We start from the raw sequence: 19018 nt of genomic DNA, 5'->3' as shown, positions 1-19018 counted from the left end.
ATATAATTTATGCAAAATCTATCTCAAATCGAGATCAATGGGTAAGGTGGGGGTATTCATGGAGCTACGACAGATTCAATACTTCATCGAGGTTGCCAAACGAGAGCACTTCACCGAAGCCTCACATCATTTACACGTCGCCCAATCTGCCCTCAGTCGGCAAATTGCCAATCTGGAGGAAGAGCTCGGTGTGTCGCTGTTCCTCCGTGAAGGTCGCAATATCAAGCTGACGGCAGTTGGAAAAATCTTTTTGCAGCACGTCGAAATGGCGATGAACGAAATCGAGAAGGCAAAGGAGAAGATTGAGGAGTTCCTCGACCCGTCACGCGGTACGATTCGGGTAGGCTTTACGAGCAGTCTTGCCGCCAATCCCCTGCCGACCGTCATCTCCGGTTTTCGCGCGCGGTATCCGGACATCGGCTTTCAATTAAAGCAAGGCTCTTATCAGGGGCTGATCGACTCGGTCATCAACGGTGAAATCGACTTGGCTTTTCTTGGGCCTGTTCCCACTCAGGAAAAAAATGTGCGCAGCTACATCTTCTTCGCTGAAAACATCGTGGCACTGCTGCCCGCCAAGCACCCGCTGTCCAAGCAGCCGAGCTTGCGTCTCAGTCAATTGCAGGAAGATACTTTTGTGTTGTTTCCACCCGGTTTCGTCCTCCGCAATATCGCAGTCAATGCTTGCTCGCAAATGGGCTTTTCTCCTCAAGTTGCTTTTGAAGGGGAAGATATCGATGCGATTAAAGGATTGGTGGCGGCAGGCTTGGGCGTCACATTATTGCCAGAGCTTACGTTAACGGATAACGTTCCTCGTGAGACAGTGAAAATCCCGATAAGTGAGCCATTGGTGACGCGAACAGTGGGCATTATCATCCCTAACAACCGTGAGCTTCCCCCTTCTGAAAAGCTTTTTTATCATTTTCTGAAAGAGTTTTTTGATGTGCTGAGTAAGTACAGTTAAGGGGAAAGAATCTCAAACTACTGACAGACAGTTGTCAGTAGTGGGTCCTTATAATCGGAAGTACCATCCATTAGAAGGAGGGACTTCGATGATGAGTCACAACCAAACCTTGCGGGGCTTTGCTACGATTAGTTATTGGGCGGATGATGTGCAGGCGGCTAAAAAGTGGTACACGGAACTGCTGGGCATTGCGCCGTACTTCGAGCGGTCTGGACCGGATGGACAGCTCGCCTACGTCGAGTTTCGCATTGGAGACTACAAGCACGAACTAGGCCTTATTGACTGCCGTTTCGCACCTGCTGCGGCGCTACCTAGTCCGGGTGGCGCTGTGATGTACTGGCACGTCGACGATATCGAATCCGTACTGGATAAGTTGTTATCCATGGGAGCAAGAGAGTACGAACCCCTGATCCAGCGTGGTGACGGATTCATAACGGCTTCTGTCCTTGATCCGTTTGGGAATGTCCTCGGCATCATGTACAATGCTCACTACCTGGAGATTCTCGGTTCGTTCCAAAAAGAGTAAGCGAAAGAAAAAGTCCTGATGAACAGATGCATCAGGACTTTTGTGTATCTTCATTACAGTCGTAGCCAGTAGCTTTTCACAAGTGTCTCCCCGTTTGAAAAGCTTTTCCTATCCTTCCCTTTTATCCCAATCCTCTAGCGTCATCATTTTGAAGGCTTCCTCAAAATCAATTCGTAAGGGTGTGATGAATTCCAGTAAGTTGCCATCAGGATCTTCGAAGTAAATAGCAGCGTGAGCTTGGGGGTTATTCGGTAATACAAGCGGCTGTTTTTCTGGTGGGAAACCGAAGCTCGTTGTTACCTCTATCCCCTTCTGTTCCAACCACTTCTTCGCTTCATCCATATCTTTGCGATCAATTTGAAAGGCAACATGACGTAACGAAACGTGATAAGGAGTATCTACCCGGTCTGTTTCCCATAATCCTAACCAGCTGCGCCCTTTTTCAATCCAAAAGAAAGCAATTGTAGGAGTCTGGTGGGCGAGTTCCAAATCCAACTGTTTGTAAAACTCAATGGATCTCAAGAGATTTTTGACAGGTAAATGTGCTTCGTATAATCCTTTAATCATACTGGACATCCTCCCTTGTCTTTTTCAACATTATCGTATCATATGTATGATAATATTGGCAATTCTGCTCGCAAATATGGAATTCATGTTAAAAAATAGTTGGAACCATGCCCCCGTCCATACGGATTGGTGAACCTTTAAATGCGGTTGCATAAGGGCTAGATACGAATGCTACCAGCCTACCTATTTCAAAAGGCTTGATAAACCGCTGTAATTCGGATTGGGGCAGGTTTGCAGCCATAAATTGATTCTCTTTTTCCGAAAATGCCATATCATCAGGAAACAGACTATCAATGATTTGATATACATTTTCGGAAAGCGTTGGTCCTGGCATGATTGTATTGGATGTGACTTCTGTTCCTATCGTTAGCTTTGATAGACTTTTTGACAGTGATAATAGCATAGATTTCGTCATGCAATACTGAGGCATTTGCCCTGAAGGCATGATCGCTTCTTCACTTGCTATAAAGATGATTCGTCCATCATTGTTCTTTAACATGTTCGATAAGTAAAATTTAGATAATCCATTAGCGGCAAGGACGTTTGTTCGGAAGTATTTTTCCCATACTTCATCGTCAACGTGTTCATAGGACATGATCTCATAAATACCCATATTGTTAACGAGAATATCCACATGGGGATATTTCTCAAATAATGCTTCTCTTTGCTTCTTATCTACAATATCAGCCGTAGCATTCTGAGGAGAAGTATCCGGGAATTCCGACTTCAATTCATTTACGATTCGTTCTACCTCTTCATCATTCCGTCCATTTACGAGGACATGGACGCCTTCTCTGGCAAGCTCAATGGCAATTGCTTTCCCGATACCTTTCGTCGATCCAGTAACTAAAGCAGTTTTGTCCCTTAATCCCATATCCATAACCCTTGTCTCCTTTGTAGTCATTCATGGCGAGCTGACTAGAAGTTCATCTTGGAACATCCTTGTGCTCCGGATAGAGATTATCGTACTTTTTCTGGATCGTTCGGTAACTAGCGTACAACGCCAAATTTCTTGCTGAACCCGCCAAATATGGAAACCGGGAAAATGGTAGCCCTGCTTGGAACCGGTTAGCTTGGGAATTCTTTGACGGCGGGATTGACCCGAAAGTATTCGGAACGCCAATGGGAAGGTGTATCGCCTTCCCAAAGCCGAAAGGCCCGGTAGAATGAGTTCTGATCTTCATATCCAAGTAAGAAAGCCACTTCTTTTATATCGAGCTTGGGATCGGCTAAGTATTCGCGCGCCTGTTCATGTCGAGCCTGTGTTAACAGTTGCTTGAACGTTGTGCATTCATCCGTAAGACGACGCTGCAAGGTACGATCGCTCATGCCCAGCTCGCTCGCAACAGCTCGAATATCAAGGCGGCCTCCGGTAAGACTTCGCTTCAAGATCCACTTGACCATCTCAGCAATTGAATGACTGCACTCTTCATCCAATGATCGGTCCAATACAGGTGTCAATATCTCCAACAATTCTTTGTTATACGAAAGAAAGAGACGGTCCAGATCGCATCGATAGAGTGTTAATCGGTTAACGGTGGCACCAATCCGTATAGGACAACCGAAATAAACCTCAAGGGCAGTTACATCCCCCATCGAGTGAGAAAATTCCACGGACTGTGCAGTTAAACGTTTGCCCGTGCCCCGTCGCCCAAGTTCTAGAAGAAAGGCTAACGTGGTTCCAACCAGGACTGGTGGTCCGGGCTGCTCGCTGTGCATCCACTCCAATTCGATTGTACAGTGCTCGCCCTCCTCTGTTATGCGCAACCTTTCCGGAGGGCACAGTTGTTTGTAACGGGCCATTCGATTAAGCGCGTCGCGATAGTCACGAGCATGATAGGTCGCTAAAACAGTCGAAGGGTATTGTGCCGTTTCAAAGTTGGTTGAAAGCTTGATGATACCGATAGCAGTGTCACCAATTAGATCTGCGTACGCTTGCCAGATTCTGAAATATTGGGCAGTGGTGACTACAGCTGGTTCTGTAAGAACGGTGAGCGGCAGGCGCGCTTTGCGAACTAGATAGTGGGGGGCAATCCCTATTCGTTGTAATCCCGCCCAAAATCCTGCCGGGAACTTTATACGGTCTGATTTCATTACGTATGGATCTCCTTTAGTTGCTTACCGATTCGTTCCGCTTATACTTAAGTATACATGAAGGTGATCGTACGCGTTATTATTGCTTGCCTGGCAGCAACGGGTGCTGTGCTCCGTAATCGGTAAAATGTATAGTCGGATGCAACAACTTCCATATCATACCGGGGAAGAAACCGACGAACATACCCCTCACCCCTCTCTGGATAAGGGGCAAATTATAGCGGATTGAGGAAAATTTTACTATGATAATGGGAATAGTGGCTCATTTCAGCAAGAGAGGTGATGTTCTTATGCTAGATTTAGCAAGTCCTATATGGGGTAAGCTACAAGGTCCTTATGGTTTTTCCGATCGCGTCCCTGCGCTCATCCAGCATATTCAGCACGACTATTTTTCCGAAGAAAAAGAAGAGTTGTATTGGGAGCTTCTGTATCATCAAAATACGATTTATCCATGTACATATGCTGCAGTCCCCTATATAGTAGAGATCGCTTTAAAAACAGAGAACCCTGATATTCTGTTGGACATCTTCATAACCTGCGGCATTTTCGAAGCCAGTAGCGAAAATGTGCCTCATATGGATGTGCCATCGGAGTTTTTACGAGATCAGACACCATTATTGGATCAAGAGATCATCAGAGAGATCTATCGTGAATACCGACGTGCCATTCTATCACTGACAGAGCTGACAGAATCAATCCTTCACCTAGCACGGATGGGAGAGCATGATGCAGACAAGCGCTACATACTAGCTGCGGACGCTGCGTTTCGTGGGGACAAAGACATTGCCAACATGCTTCTCACCTTTTCGGAGGGAGACGAATATGTAACGGTGTGTCCGACGTGCGATCAGTCTATCTACTTATGGCCAGATGAGGAAAAGGAGATTTTGTTCGCTTACGAAGACGATCCCGTTTCTCACGGTACAGCGGAACAATTTTTAATTATCGCCAAAAGACCGGACATGACAAATGACAGCGGACTTCAAGGATTATACCAACGTGCGCTTGCGATTGGGGATGAAAAGCTGCTTACCCACCTTCCTTATCTTGCTGGTGAATTGAACTGCTGCTCATGCGACACCCCTATTCAAGTTTGGAAGGGACTTTTTCCCTAAACACCAAAAGGCCACAGCTAATGCCGTGGCCTTTTTGCTTTAGATTGCAGATACATCTGCCAAGGAGCCTTTCGTTGCTTGTAACAAGCCCTCTACTGCCATCTCGATCTGGACGCCAATGTTTCCGCCACTGACGATGATCGTCTCTAACGATTGTGCTCGTTTATCGATCACAGTAGGAAACAATTTCTTCATCCCGATTGGCGAACAGCCGCCGCGGATATAGCCGGATACTTTGGTGATCTCCTTCACGGGAATCATCTCGATCTTCTTCTCGCCGACTGCTTTCGCCGCTTTTTTGAGATCAAGCTCGGCTTCAACGGGAATGACAAACACATAATACGATTTGCTCGTCCCTTGCGAAACCAAGGTTTTATAGACAACGTTCTCTTCGCGACCGATCTTTTGGGCGACAGCGATTCCGTCGATTTTCCCATCATCCGTTGCATAAGTCAGCATGGTGTATGCGATTTTTTCTTTATCCAATATCCGCATCGCATTCGTTTTTCCTTGCTTCACGCCATTCCACCTCCGCTACACGCTGGTCAACAAAATATAATCTATCTTAGGGGATGGCGTTCTACTTTACAACCAAAAAACGCCACTGACATAATCAAGTCAGCAGCGTGCTATTCGTTACTCTTATTGAATCGCTACTTCGTCAATCTCGATATGGCCAGCAGGGCTAATCCATACACCCTGTACATTCTTTTGAATCGCCGCCAAGTTCTCGGAGAAGCGGAACGGAATAAGCGGAGATTCGTTCATTTCGATTTGTTGTGCTTTTTCATAGAGTTGCTTCCGTTTTTCTGCGTCTGTTTCTTTGCGTCCTTCGTCAATCAGCTTGTCTACTTCCGGATTGTTGTAGAAGGAATGATTACCAGGTGCGCCATGTGCTTTCGAATGATATAGGTTCGCTTGGTTGTAGTCGGCATCGCCCGTAGCATTTCCCCATCCGCTCATGAACAGGTCAGTCTCCCCTTTGGATGCTGCCTCAATATACGCACCGAATTCCATGACATCCAGTTGCAGGTCAATTCCGATTGGCTTCAGCTGTTGCTGCAAAACCTCTGCTACGCTAATCCGTGCTTTGTTATCATTCAACGCAATTTTTGCTTTGAAGCCGTTTGGATATCCAGCCTCGGCGAGCAATTGCTTCGCTTTCTCGACGTCATACGGTATGTCTTTTACATTCGGGCTGTACCCAACCATCGCTGGTGTAATCGAGGAGTGAGCTGGTGTTCCCACACTGTTGTAAACGCCTTCAATAATGGTTTTCTTGTCGATTGCGTGGGCAATGGCTTGGCGGACACGCACGTCATCAAAAGGCTTTTTCTTTGTATTCAATCCGATGTGATCGACAGAGAACCCAGGGTATCGCCCCAATTGCATCGATGGAGAATTCTGCACGCGATCGATGTCCGTCACAGGCAAGTTTTCTGCCACTTGAACTTCTCCTGTCTCAACCATGGCAAGGCGAGTCGTGTCTTCCGGTACGGTTTTGAAAACGACTTTATCCAAATTTGGTGTACCGCCATAGTAGCTATCGTTTCTCACGAGAACCACTTCTTGGCCCGGCGTCCATTTTTCGAATTTGTACGGGCCCGTACCGGTTGGATGCTTGCTCAAATCTTTTCCATATTGTTCAATGGCTTTCGGGCTGATGATGCTTCCTTCTGCACTCGCCAAAACAGACAAGAGCGGCGCGTACGGGTAATTCAGAAGAAACTGTACCGTGTACTCATCTACTACTTTCACTTCTTTGATTGCTTCAAACATATTAATCCGGCTGGAGCCAACGGCAGGGTCCTGAACGCGAGCGATCGTTGCCTTTACCGCTTCCGCATTGAAAGGTGCGCCATCATGGAACGTCACGCCTTGACGCAGCTTGAACTCCCACGTCAAATCATCGAGCTGCTTCCACTCACTTGCCAGGGATGGGACGTATTTGCTTTCTTTATCCATGCGGACAAGCCCTTCGTATACTTTGTGATGAACAATTGCTGCTGAAGGGATTTGGGACAGGAAATGCGGATCGAGGTTGTTCGCATCGGACAAACGAGCGATGACGAGCGTTCCTCCTGTTTTGCCTGCTTCCGCTGTACCCCCTGCTTGTCCAGCGCTAGTGGACGCGTCCTGCCCCGATGAACACCCAGCCAAAGCCGCAGATACCGCGATTGTCATGGCAATCAACGTGTGATAAAAGCTCTTCTTTTTCATCTGTGTTCCCCCAATTCTTGTTGCAAATGTTTTAGCATTCAAACATATTTTATTTTAGATAATATTCAGTCATTATATTTTCACTTTGTTTACCTTTATTTTCAGTTTCTTTACAACTTTGTATATAAACAAAAAACTCTCCCCTTTGTCAGCGAGAGAGTGATTCAAATATTATCTGACAAATTCACTTTTTAACAGCCCATATATGTATTCATCAAAATGTCACACCCTCTGCGATGATAGTCGCGGAAAATGGCCACTCCATTTTGAAAATTTCCATTCCGGGGATCGCAGTGATTCTAGTTATACGTACCGACCATAGAAAAAAGAGAGACTCTTCAAGAATCTCTCCCCCTTCGCTACACCTTATTACGATCATCGAGTCAAAGGCTTTTTCATCATATTGACGTACTGCACCACATACAAATACTGCTGCGTTAACAAATCCGCATCCGCTTTTACTTCCTGCAAATAGCGATTGCCCTCCACATGTAGGTCTTCTATCAATGAGCCGAGGAAGCTCATATCGTGTTCGGTCGCGAGCTCTTGCAGCTTTTTCAGCTCCTGCAAATCTTGCTTGTCAAGTTTATGGATTCCTTTGAGTAACAAGCGTTCCTGCCAATCAGTCAGCTTTTCGGTAAAGGAATATAACTCCTCCATGATTGTACGTCCACTCCCTCACCGTTATAGATCTAACTTAAAGCTCGTCAGCGATTTACCCTGCATGATGCTGATCGGATAAAGTCCATCTCCTATTTTTTGCACAAGCAAATACACATCGCGCAGCTCTAGTAGCCGCTTATTTTGTTCGAGATGACGTATATTGCGGGCGAATTCCCCCTGATAGGAGATGCTCAATTGGAGAGATTGACATTGCTCGTCTTCGATCGTAAGAATCAACTGCTGCGTCTTCTGATCGAAATCGACTTGGTTGAACTTGTTCGCTTTCAATAGAAAAACCGAGTCCAAGGCAGTCTCAAACATATCGCCTGCCGCGTCCTTCCAACCACTTGACCAGTCGCGAACGAACACCTTGCCGAGATCCAGCTCTTCGATATTGTCCCTGGGAACGATGGTTAGCCGTGTCTCTTCGCTGGATGACAAGCGTTGCTCCCGATTCGTCTTCGCCTGTGTCAGGATGACCTGTGAATGAGAGAGCTCCTCCATCGAGATCAACCCGCCCCAGGGTACCTTGCCTTTATAGCTGTCCTTAAAGGAAAAGGATATGCCTTCATAATACACAGGGCGCGCTTCTGTATACGTGTAGATGCGTTGATCAGAAAGCGAATAAAAGTAATACGTAATCCCCTTGTACCCCGACCGCGTCTCCCATGGATTTGCTCCCAAAGCATACAGACTTAACTCTGGAACCATATGGTACTTACTCTTAAAGCTGCCGAGTAGCTGCTTTTTCGCTTCGGTGTGATCGGTCTTCTCTAGAGCAAGCAAACTAAGATACACCCGGGAAAGTCGGTCGAGCAGCGCTTCCGTTGAAAACTTGACATGACGCTGAAAAAATAAGTTCAGCTCCCCATGAATGCCGCGAATGTCCTTTTCTACGCGGGGAAGATTGCCGTTATGCGCAGCAATAGCAAGCAGCTCCAGCCGTGTACAAATCGTCTGGGATAGCTTCGCCAAGCCGATGCCAAGAATCTCTGCGATCAGCGCTTTGGCTTCCGCTACGACATCGGTTTCGTAGCTGACATCGGTTACGGATGCTTGTAACTGCTCACGATCCTGTAGCTCATGCATGGCCCGATAGCGCAAAATGACCTCTAGCTTGTGCAAGCAATTGCCCTTCGCCTTGCAGGTGCACATACTCTTCCCGATCTCCGATTCACTGTCAAAAGATACGGATATATCTTGAGTACGCAATGTCATGGTTAAAAAGGATGTTTCAACGACCTCCAGCTCCTCGAAATAGTCGAGGCGAAACAGCACTTCTTCCAGCTGCGCTGGGGTAAAAGCCTTACTGATGTGAGACGGCTGCAATTGCAACAGCCAGCTAAAGTCAGGCTTGTAGGTCTCCAGCTCTTCCTCGTTCTCTGCTCCTGCTTGCAAATGGTTTTGAGCATAGTTGACGATGGCGATGATGACATGCTTGCATATCTTGTCAGATGGACATGAGCAGGAAAAGCGATTAATATCTGCATGAAGTCGGCATACGCTGTCATCTGACAGCGCACACTCGACGTAATCATTCCCGAACTCGTAGGAAACGGTCATTCCTTTTTCCATTTCCTTGATAGAACGATTGTAAATTCCTTTGTTCGCGTATTTGATCAGATACTCTTCGTTGCACAGCGCGATAAACCGATGAAATTCCGATGTGAAATCCGCCATCGTTATTTTCCTGCTGCACGCATGACATCGTAGACGGTTTCGCTGAAAATGCGTGTTGGAATATCGGTTAGCTTCAGCCGATCCACTGGTTTGAAGTAAAAATGCTTGTACTCGGCATCTTTATTCGGATAGAAAGCCAACGCTTCCAGCTTCACATCCTCCATGCCCTCCCAATACGAAATGCTCGCCCCGCTGATTTTCAGCTCAGCCACCATTCCGTCATACAGTTTGTAAAACTCATAATAATAACCGGCATCGAGCGGCGTTCCTTTGACCCAGCCGAATTTCTCCATCATTTTCGCAAAAGCGGTAGGTGAATACGATTCAACAGGCAGTCGGAGCAATTCATTGGCTTTCATTTCTTCTTCCGTTGGCAGGAACGCTTCACGATTCAACTGCTCGAATGGTTGGGTAATTTCGTAATCTTCTAGCTGAGTACGCCAGCCGTTCAACGATTCTTCGTCCAGCTCCAGTGGGTGAATCAAACCAATGAGCTGCTCATCTGCCAACTCATACTCATCCTCGTCCACGGTGTTAAATGTCCCATCGTCCATATAGCGGAACGTATCTACGAGCTTTCCGTCCTCGTATACACCCCAGATCAGTCCAATTGCGAATTTTTGCATCAACACGTTCTCCACAAAGAGACGTTTCCATGCTGCCGTTGACCAATAACGCGATTTGGACAGGGACTCCTCCAGACGAAGAGATTGTACTTTCACCATATTTTTCAGGTCTTTTTTCAATTGAGCAAAAGTCACTCGCGCTTGTTCTGCCTTCTCCTGATCGTCTTTCGCGGACGGTGCAGGCAGGTTTTTTACCGCTTTTCCTGTACTGTCGTTCGTGACTTCCAGCTCCAGCTCATTGCTGACTTTGACCGTGAAGGTGCGGTCGCCGTAGTCAAACACTTGCTTGCCTGACGCATCGAAGCCAAGCGTGGTGACCAGTCGGTCTTCCAGTTCCATCGCGGAAATGTTCTGATTCGCAGCCGCCATGGAGAGCGCCTCTTCTGCTGCTGATTTGACTTGCCTGTTTTTGATCGTACGCTTGATCTGGTCAATTAGGCGCAGCGCAGTCAAATCATTCGAGAACGACAGGGCACGCACGCCATCCGCAGCCAAAGCTCCGCGAGAGTGATCTGTCCACTCCTTAATCCAATGACCAATCGTATCGACTATACGTCGATCTCCAAAAGCGACGCAGAGCGGCATGACCCATTTTTCTTTGGCGACTGCCCCATTATCGAGCCATGAGCGCAAAACTTCTGCGGTAAAGTCAGCAACAGATGCCGCTTGCAGAGACGGTTTCAAGTCAAGTACCAACTGGTTTGGCGCTGTCGGAAAATCGATCGAAGCGGTGAGCATGTACTCCATTACTTCCTGCCCCAGCTCGTTGCCGTCTTGGTCGCGAAGGGTTGGCATGCGCTCCAGTGGCATCCATTTAATTCGTGTGAGCTTGCGCCTGTCGGTCAGGTTGCCCAAATGGGTCAGGCTCGCATCTGGCCCTTGCTCTTCGGCGTCGATAAATGTTTGCAGCAACGTTTTCAATTTGCTGTTCTTTTCTGTAGTCAGCAGCTCTTGGAAAATCTCCTTGTTATTGTCCAGGGAGCGAATCGCATCCAACGCCATTTCCTTGACCTTTGCTTTTTTCTCGGTTTGATAGACGTGCAAATAAAGCTCCTTGTCTTTGGCCTGAAGAAACGCTGCACCAGCGAGGCCGCTCACTTTCTTCGAGCTGTCAGCCAACCCGAACAGAATCGCTTGGTTGCGCAATTCATCTGACAGCGTCTCCTTTTCTGTTAATAGCGTTTGTATCACAAACACGCGAAGCGGCGTATCCAGGTTGTCAAATTGAGCCAGACTCATTTCCGGATTCGCTACGACCAACGAACGATACACCTCTTCATTGACGTCTGTGTAATAATAGTGCGTCTCCTTGATCGACAAAATCTGATAAAAAAGTGTCTGAATATCTACAGCTTCGTCATTCCGGTAATGATCGATGAAGGCGGTCAATTGATCCTGGAACGCATGAGCGAAGCACATATGGCCTACTCTGCGGTTTGACTTGTCTTTGTATTGGCACATGAACGGAATCAGACGCGCAATAAACGGATGGTCCACAGGCAAGAAGCTCAGCAGGATCATCTGCTGTCTTACGAGTTGTAAGTCCTCCAGATGCACATGCTCGAGCACATCCTCTAGGGCAGCTTTATCATCCAAATAGTTCGCCAGCTTTGTCGAGCCCTTCGCACGTCGCAGCGCGTCTTGAATAATCCCTTCCAAAGAAGGCTGGAAATCGGAGAGGTCCACGCCTTCTGCCGCCAACGTTTTGTGTAAAAATCCTTTGACCATCGGGATCGAAGCAATCTCAAGTGCTCGTCTCGATTTCGTTACGTCTTCCAGCGCTAGTTGCTTCACCTGCTCCCAATTTGTCGGCGGGGATAGCAAATGCTCGCGCATGCCCAACAGTAGATCGTAAGGCTCATCCATGTGCACGAGGTCAGCCAGTCTCTTATCTTCGGACAAGATATCAAGCGGGAACATGTCAAACAAGATTTGCAAGGTGTCGTGCAGCTCCCGATCCATCTCCTCTTCCTTCTTCAGGAATGCACTTATCCCGCCTTTGACGTGAATGCGGAAATACAGCAAGCTGATGACCAGCTCCATATATCGCTTCAAATGTTTCTGGTTCAAAAGGGAGCCTTCCTTGACCTGCTCTCCTGGATAATGCTTTTCTCGCAGCGCAGCCTTTTTCTCTTTGACGTATAAAGGGTACAACGACTCGTTGGTCAGTAAATTGTTGCTCGAAAACTGCATAGTCACGACTTCTTTTGCAATGGTATGCAGCTCTTTTATATATTCGCGTGTATCACCTGTAAGCAGGTAATAGTAGATCGGCATCAGCTTTTCTTTTGCTTCCTCCAAAATGCTCGGGGAAATCGTGTATGCATACGAAATGAAGAGCAAAAAATTGGCTCGATCAAATGTTGAGGAGTAATCACGGCTGATACTTACGCGATAATCCTCCGCGGCTTTTAACAAAAATTCGCCAAACAATGCAGGCCCAAAATGCTCGGCCGTTTTTCTCACGGCCTCCAATGCTTTCTGATCTCTTTCATGGATATCAGCATCACTGATTTCCTTCATACTTTGCAGTTCGATCTGATCCAGGAAGCACTCATCCATCACATTTTTCTTATCGTAAAAACGATTGCTTGCCTTATAGATCAGTACAGCTGCTCGATAGAAGGACTGCTCCTCGCCGCGTTTTTTCAGCTTGTCAAATTCGGATCGAACCGTATAGCTGTAAAACCGCGGGTCCTCTGCGATTGCCGGGCATTCGTCTGTGTCACCTGCAACGTAATCAGCGATTTGATCGTACAAATGCTTGTTTCGATCACTTGCACTGATAAACTCCTCCACAAATTTCTTCGTAACTGGATTCAGATCTGTCTTTCGTAAAACCATTCCTTACTCCTCCTTCTCTCTATTTGATAACCTTTCCAATCCATTGCGTGAGCTCATCAGGCGTGATCGCGGCGACATTTGCTCCCATATCGCTCAATACCCTTGCAGCATGCTGGTTGTATGTAGCGTTACCATTGAAATCCAAAGCCGTCAGCACTAAAAACTTGCAGCCCGCGTCGATAATTTCCTTGCTTTGGCGATACATTTCCTTGATCGGATAGCCCTCCTCCAAATCGCTGACGAGGATAAATATCGTCTTCGATGGATTTTCGAGCAGTGTTCTTCCGTATTTGAGCGCTTGGGCAATATGAGTCCCCCCACCAAGCTGCACACTCATCAGCACATCGACCGGATCATCCAGTCTATCGCTCAAATCAACGACCTTTGTATCAAAAATAACCAAATGCGTCTTCAAGGCAGCGAGCTTGTAAAAAATACTTGCCATAACGGAGCTGTAAATCACAGAGTCCATCATACTGCCGCTCTCGTCCACGACAATGACAATGTTCCATTTGTTGTGATGCTGGATATTGCTGTGGAAATACAGCTCATCGATGATAAAACGGCTTTTTTTGCGATCATAGTTTTTCAAATTTTTACGAATCGTTTTATGGACATCCAGATTTTTCATCGACTTCGTATAACCGCGTTTGTGGCGATTGCGTTTGCCGACAATGCTGGTCTGCACTTCATTTTCAAGCTGACGTCGCAGATCGTCTACGACCTTGCGTACAATTTCCTTTGCACTTTTCACGACCTCTCCTTTCATCCTGCCTTTAAATTGGAGGATGTTTTTCAAGAGGGTCATGTTGGGCTCCATGCTTTCCAACACTTTTTTGTCTGTCAACAACTCTGTCATGTTATAGCGGTCCAGAGCTTGCCGCTCAAGGACTTCTACCGTTTTTTTGGGGAACAGTTTGCGGATTTTGTTCAGCCAGACGGGAACCGTCAATGCCGAATCTCCTCGGCCACCCTCTTTTCGATAGCCTTGCTCTTCTCCGTATTCACGGTTGTATAAAAATTCAAGAATCGAGTCTAGTTCCTGATAGGAAAACTCGGATGATTGATAGCCCCCACTGCCTTCCAATGATTCCTCGGCATGAGAGCCCAATAACAACCGCCAGCGATTCAAGGCTTCGCGGCTCAAATCAGGTTCCATTTGGCAAACTCCTCCTTGATCGCTTGATCGAGCATGCGGGCATCACGCAAGGTACGCTCATCGATGACTGGATTCGTGACTTGTTCCACCGTCGTTTGGAAGAGAGCTGCCACTTTTTCCGAGAGCATACTAATTTCCATTGGGCTAAAATATGTAAACGCCAATCGCAGTTCAGGGACTACTTGTAAAAAATCATCGTAGGCCAAGGATGTAATCATCTGATGCAGATCGCGCAGGATTTCTTCTTGATGAAACAGGTAATCACGAGCCACGATAAAAACGCCATGTAAATACGCGGCGGTATGCAGCATTTGCTCAGGCGAGCCGAACATATAGGCACGTGCACGTCTGGAAATTTCTGCCCGTTCGATCACTTCGAGATTGCACAAGATCGCAACCACTACCCCCTCCAGTTTCGCGGGGAGCTTGTCGTTACGCAGCAATTCCAGCAGTTGATCACTGAAAATCTCTCGGGAATCATCCGCCTGTCTTTTCTCACTCAGCATGTAGAGGAATTTGAGCTGATCGGCCAACTCATCCAGTTCGTTGGGGTTCGGGTTTCCCTGCTCAACGATTTTGGTCACAGCCTGGTAATATACTTCTTCCACCAAGCTCTCCAGCCGTTCTGTCTCGATAAGACCGAACAACCGTTTTTGCTCCAAAAGAATCGTGAGTGTCTTCAACGTTTTGCAAAGAGAGAGAAAATGTCCATCCTGCCTAACGGACTCTTCTACAGATTCAAAGAGCCTTTCCGACAGCTCTTCCAATCCCATAACGACCGCCATCATCAGCCATTTTGCCAACTCATGGCTTTGATGCTGCGGCAGTTCTTTTACCATATCGGCTAGCTTTTGCGCAGCTGCCTCCTTCACCGTCCCACCGTAGACCGAGCTCTCGATCAGACGGGCTTCGACGAAGGAGGAATAGCTGTAGCGCCATGTTTCTCGGACAAGATTGACATTTCGGTTGTTCATCCAGTCTGGTCCGGCTTCTTTCGCGCAAAATTCTGTACCCAAGAACTGCATGCAGTGAAAAAACTGACTGGCTTCGCGATGCGACTTCTTGGCATACAGCTCTAGCACCTTCTGATTGCGCCCTGTTGTCGTAATCGCGAGCTTTAGCGATTTACATCTGTCTTTGCAATCGCGAACGATGGGCACATCCAGTGAATTTGGAGCAACCTCACCGATTCCGTCTCCTGTCAACAGCTCTCGCAATGTCTCGATTGGCTGTGAAGTTGCAATCGAGCGCTCGCCTTTTGTAAAAGCAGAGAGAACGGAATCGATCAACTCATAGGCACCGCCCTCGGCCTTTTCTCGCATGACTGCCAAGCCGTTCATGAGGCTGTACGCTTCGATCGCATCCGCAGTTGACGTCGTTTCTCCCTTGTCACGCAGCTTTTTGAGCAGTTGCGGGAGGTACACCAAGGCGCTTTTCGAGAAAGGAGCACGCTCCTTCTTCTCCAGTGCCTTCCACACACTCTCGTAGTAGTGAACGTACGGCATCCCGCTTGCGTATCCATTCAACTGATCTGCTTCCTGGTACGTGTACACCATCGGATATATTTTTTCTTCCTGCACCTTTTGTATCTTGTAGGAAGTCTTTCGTTCCTCGATGAGTCCGTATGTATGAAATCCCCCAGTCACCACGAGAATTCTCGCGTGCTTTTGCTTGGCCTCTGCAATTTTTTGACGCATGTGCGCCTCACGGATCAAATCGCCTTCCGCTTCCAAAGCCGCGTCATCATAGCATTTTCGAGACAGGTAGCAATAGGCAAAGACATCCTTGACGAAATCCTGCGTCTGTTTGCGGATACCATCAATCTCAAAAACCTTTTCCCACAGCTCATCGAAGTTCCGGCATTTCATCGTCTGGCACAATCGTTGAATAAACTGCGAGCCTGCCAGCATGCGCTCATCGTGATAGGACAGCTTTTCATTCTTCTTTTTCAAATCATGGCCGTCTTCCAAGCTTTCGAGGCGACTTCCGTAGCTTAGATCAATAAAAGCAGCAGGTATCTGCCGACGTTTTGCTTCGACCAGGGCTACATATTCCGGCGAATACAGAAGAAACGGAAAGTAACAGACGTATTTTTGCTCTCCTGAGGCGTACGCGTAATAAATGCTCACAGGAGGCTTCGTCCGTTCATCCGTCAAGATCGGAATGATATGATTGCTGTGGTCCGGGCCTTCAATCAGAATGATTTCCGGTTGATACTCTTCGATCGTTTTTTTCAAATGAAATGCGCAGGCAGGACTATGATGACGAACTGGGAAATAGACGACCTGTTTGCTGAGGTTGTAGACCTCTTCTTCGACGAAAGATTTTATGAAGCGGTCTTGACCGTTTATTTGATCCATTTCTTCTCGTTGTAATAAGTTCCCCATAGACCCTCTTCCTTTGCCCGTTCTTTGACCACTTTGGTAAAGTAGGTTTTCAGGATATTTGCGTCCTTTTGGTTTTCCTTGACGACCGCTCCCAGCATGTTCTGTACCAGTCGATCCATGGAAATTGGCCTGCCATCATAGTAATGGGACGTCATTGCACTTTGGACATAGACGGATACGGCTTCGGCTGTACTCATCACGGATTGAGGGGAATCGATTTTGAATCCTTCTTTAGTCTCGCCCATGCGCAACTCCATGAAGGTCGTCGCCAATATCTCAACCACATCCCGATCGATTTCGATGTTTACGCCACTTTGCTCCAGAATCACTTTTGCTTGGGATTCGATAATTTGCGCTTCCATTTTCACATGATTAATTGGCGCGATTGTCTCGAAGTTAAAACGTCGTTTGAGCGCGCTGCTCATTTCATTGACGCCCTTGTCCCGCAAGTTCGCTGTTGCAATGATATTAAAACCGGGCTTTGCAAACACGATTCCGTCTGACAGCTCGGGAATGTTCATCACCTTGTCGCTCAAAATACTAATCAACACGTCTTGAACCTCAAACGGACAACGGGTAATCTCTTCAAAACGGGTAATGATTCCCTTGCTCATCCCGGTGTATAACGGGGAAGGAACCAGCGCTTGCAGAGAAGGACCTTTGTCCAGCAGCATCGCGTAGTTCCAGGAGTATTTGATCATATCCTCTGTCGTTCCCGCGGTGCCTTGGATTGTATTCGTGCTCGTACCGGAGATAGCTGCAGACAGCAGCTCAGACAGCATCGTCTTTGCCGTTCCAGGTTCACCGACGAGCATCAAGCCACGATTGCCTGCCAATGTGACGATTGCACGCTCAATAAGCACATCGTCTCCATAGAACTTCTTCGTAATCGGTATACTTTCGCCCTCATAAGAGAGGGGGTCATCCGTTCCTAAAATAAAGTCGCGCACAGCTCTTGGCGACATCAGCCAATTGGGAGGTTTTGTCCCTGTATCATGGGATCGCAGTGCATTCAGCTGTTTAGCATATAACACTTCCATAGGTGGCTTCATTGTTTCCATCCAAATGCCCACTCCATTTCTGGTTGTACTTGAAAAATAAGGTATACTATAAAAAATGAAAACATATGTTTGTCAGGAAAAGAAGGGTATTTGTACCCAATATTAGGAAGGATATGTGAAAAGATGTGAAATGAGTACTACATGCTAAAAAGCGCCTTGGGTCCCCAAGACGCTTTTCTCGCTTTTTTTGAAGAGTTTTTTTACAACAGCGTCCGCAAGCTCCAAAGCTCCGGGAAAAAACGGTGATCGAGCGCTCTGCGTAAGTACATGACGCCTGATGACCCACCTGTTCCCGGCTTTTGTCCTATGATGCGTTCGACTGTCGTCATATGGTTAAAACGCCATTGTTGTTGCTGGCTGGCGATATCCACCAGCTTTTCTGCCAACTCGTACAGATCCCAATACTGGTTCACATTTCGATACACGGTCAGCCAGGCTTGCTCTACACTCTGATTTGGTTGATATGGCTGTGACCAATCGCGATTCAAACATTCCGGATCAATCGGCAAGCCACGAGTAGCCATCTCCCTGATCGCCGCATCGTAAATGCTGGGCTGCTGCAAGGCCGCACTCATTTGGGCGTGCAGCTCTGGTTGATGCGCATACACCGCTAGGACATGCTGGTTCTTATATCCTAGCGTAAATTCGATGAATCGGTTTTGATAGGATTGAAAACCGGACGAATGACCCAGCTTGTCACGGAACTGGAGGTAGTCAGCTGGCGTCAATGTAGAAAGGACATCCCAAGATTTAATCAATTGCTGCTGGATACGCGAGACTCGCGCGAACATTTTGAAAGCAGGCTCCAGATCGTGGTTACAGATGCACTCATTTGCTGCTGACAGTTCGTGCAAAATTTGTTTCATCCATAGCTCACTCACCTGATGAATGATAATAAACAGCATTTCATCATGATGGGTAGATTGACATTGTTGACTCGACAAGATTTGATCGAGCTGTAAGTAATCGCCGTAACTCATTTCTTTTTGGAAATCAGTATGAACCTGTGTCTCTAATGAAGTGTCGTTCGGTTGATTACTTCCTTGTTCATGTGGTCTCATCGCGGCATGACCTCCTTTCCCATCTAATTCCTTTCCACCCCTCGTTCCTCCTGC

15 protein-coding genes are annotated in these 19018 nt (G+C 47.1%); 3 read left to right on the top strand and 12 right to left on the bottom strand.

Translation table 11 applies throughout. The annotated features are described in order from the left end of the window. The first annotated feature begins 58 nt into the window (after window positions 1–58). Window positions 59–961: a LysR family transcriptional regulator gene (locus tag ACM6JA_RS15715; protein WP_409178860.1), complete on the top strand. Its 903-nt coding sequence runs from the start codon at window positions 59–61 to the stop codon at window positions 959–961. Window positions 962–1052: 91 nt separating this feature from the next. Then, on the top strand, window positions 1053–1487 hold the full coding sequence (locus ACM6JA_RS15710; RefSeq protein WP_414853139.1) for a VOC family protein: 435 nt from the start codon (window positions 1053–1055) through the stop codon (window positions 1485–1487). 108 nt (window positions 1488–1595) lie between these two features. Here ACM6JA_RS15710 and ACM6JA_RS15705 read toward each other — a convergent pair whose 3' ends face one another. From ACM6JA_RS15705 to ACM6JA_RS15695, 3 genes are all read right to left on the bottom strand, one after another. Next, the gene (locus ACM6JA_RS15705) at window positions 1596–2054 is read right to left on the bottom strand and encodes a VOC family protein (RefSeq protein WP_414853020.1); all 459 of its coding nucleotides are present in this window, start codon (window positions 2052–2054) and stop codon (window positions 1596–1598) included. An 88-nt stretch (window positions 2055–2142) separates the two neighbouring features. Then, window positions 2143–2934: an SDR family NAD(P)-dependent oxidoreductase gene (locus ACM6JA_RS15700; protein ID WP_414853019.1), complete on the bottom strand. Its 792-nt coding sequence runs from the start codon at window positions 2932–2934 to the stop codon at window positions 2143–2145. Between the two features lie 188 nt (window positions 2935–3122). Next, a complete protein-coding gene (locus ACM6JA_RS15695; protein ID WP_414853018.1) occupies window positions 3123–4148 on the bottom strand; it encodes an AraC family transcriptional regulator ligand-binding domain-containing protein in 1026 nt (341 codons plus the stop codon). Between the two features lie 290 nt (window positions 4149–4438). Between ACM6JA_RS15695 and ACM6JA_RS15690 the strand changes: the two genes are divergently transcribed. Next, complete coding sequence (locus ACM6JA_RS15690; RefSeq protein WP_414853017.1) at window positions 4439–5263, top strand: hypothetical protein; 825 nt, start codon at window positions 4439–4441, stop codon at window positions 5261–5263. 39 nt (window positions 5264–5302) lie between these two features. Here the strand turns inward: ACM6JA_RS15690 and ybaK are convergent, their stop codons facing one another. The 9 genes from ybaK to kynA form a co-directional block, all read right to left on the bottom strand. Further along, window positions 5303–5782 (bottom strand): Cys-tRNA(Pro) deacylase, encoded by a 480-nt coding sequence (gene ybaK / locus ACM6JA_RS15685; protein ID WP_414853016.1) that lies wholly within the window; start codon window positions 5780–5782, stop codon window positions 5303–5305. A 123-nt stretch (window positions 5783–5905) separates the two neighbouring features. Further along, the gene (locus tag ACM6JA_RS15680) at window positions 5906–7483 is read right to left on the bottom strand and encodes an ABC transporter substrate-binding protein (protein WP_414853015.1); all 1578 of its coding nucleotides are present in this window, start codon (window positions 7481–7483) and stop codon (window positions 5906–5908) included. Between the two features lie 375 nt (window positions 7484–7858). Further along, window positions 7859–8143, bottom strand: coding sequence for a hypothetical protein (locus ACM6JA_RS15675; RefSeq protein ID WP_414853014.1), 285 nt, complete (start codon window positions 8141–8143; stop codon window positions 7859–7861). Between the two features lie 24 nt (window positions 8144–8167). Continuing rightward, window positions 8168–9826: a hypothetical protein gene (locus ACM6JA_RS15670; protein ID WP_414853013.1), complete on the bottom strand. Its 1659-nt coding sequence runs from the start codon at window positions 9824–9826 to the stop codon at window positions 8168–8170. A 2-nt stretch (window positions 9827–9828) separates the two neighbouring features. After that, complete coding sequence (locus tag ACM6JA_RS15665; RefSeq protein ID WP_414853012.1) at window positions 9829–13296, bottom strand: DUF4132 domain-containing protein; 3468 nt, start codon at window positions 13294–13296, stop codon at window positions 9829–9831. Between the two features lie 19 nt (window positions 13297–13315). Further along, complete coding sequence (locus tag ACM6JA_RS15660) at window positions 13316–14455, bottom strand: VWA domain-containing protein (protein ID WP_414853011.1); 1140 nt, start codon at window positions 14453–14455, stop codon at window positions 13316–13318. Beyond that, a complete protein-coding gene (locus tag ACM6JA_RS15655; RefSeq protein ID WP_414853010.1) occupies window positions 14440–16842 on the bottom strand; it encodes a DUF5682 family protein in 2403 nt (800 codons plus the stop codon). The genes ACM6JA_RS15660 and ACM6JA_RS15655 overlap by 16 nt, the downstream gene beginning before the upstream one ends. Then, window positions 16803–17903: an ATP-binding protein gene (locus ACM6JA_RS15650; RefSeq protein ID WP_414853009.1), complete on the bottom strand. Its 1101-nt coding sequence runs from the start codon at window positions 17901–17903 to the stop codon at window positions 16803–16805. Before ACM6JA_RS15650 ends, ACM6JA_RS15655 begins: the two co-directional genes overlap by 40 nt. A 200-nt stretch (window positions 17904–18103) precedes the next feature. Continuing rightward, window positions 18104–18964 carry a tryptophan 2,3-dioxygenase gene (gene kynA, locus ACM6JA_RS15645; RefSeq protein WP_414853008.1) on the bottom strand — a complete coding sequence of 287 codons (861 nt, stop codon included), beginning with the start codon at window positions 18962–18964 and terminating at the stop codon, window positions 18104–18106. Window positions 18965–19018: the final 54 nt, after the last annotated feature.

The sequence above is a fragment of the Brevibacillus sp. IT-7CA2 genome, assembly GCF_949767855.1.
GTDB lineage: Bacteria > Bacillota > Bacilli > Brevibacillales > Brevibacillaceae > Brevibacillus.
This window is presented reverse-complemented; position numbering and strand designations above follow the sequence as displayed.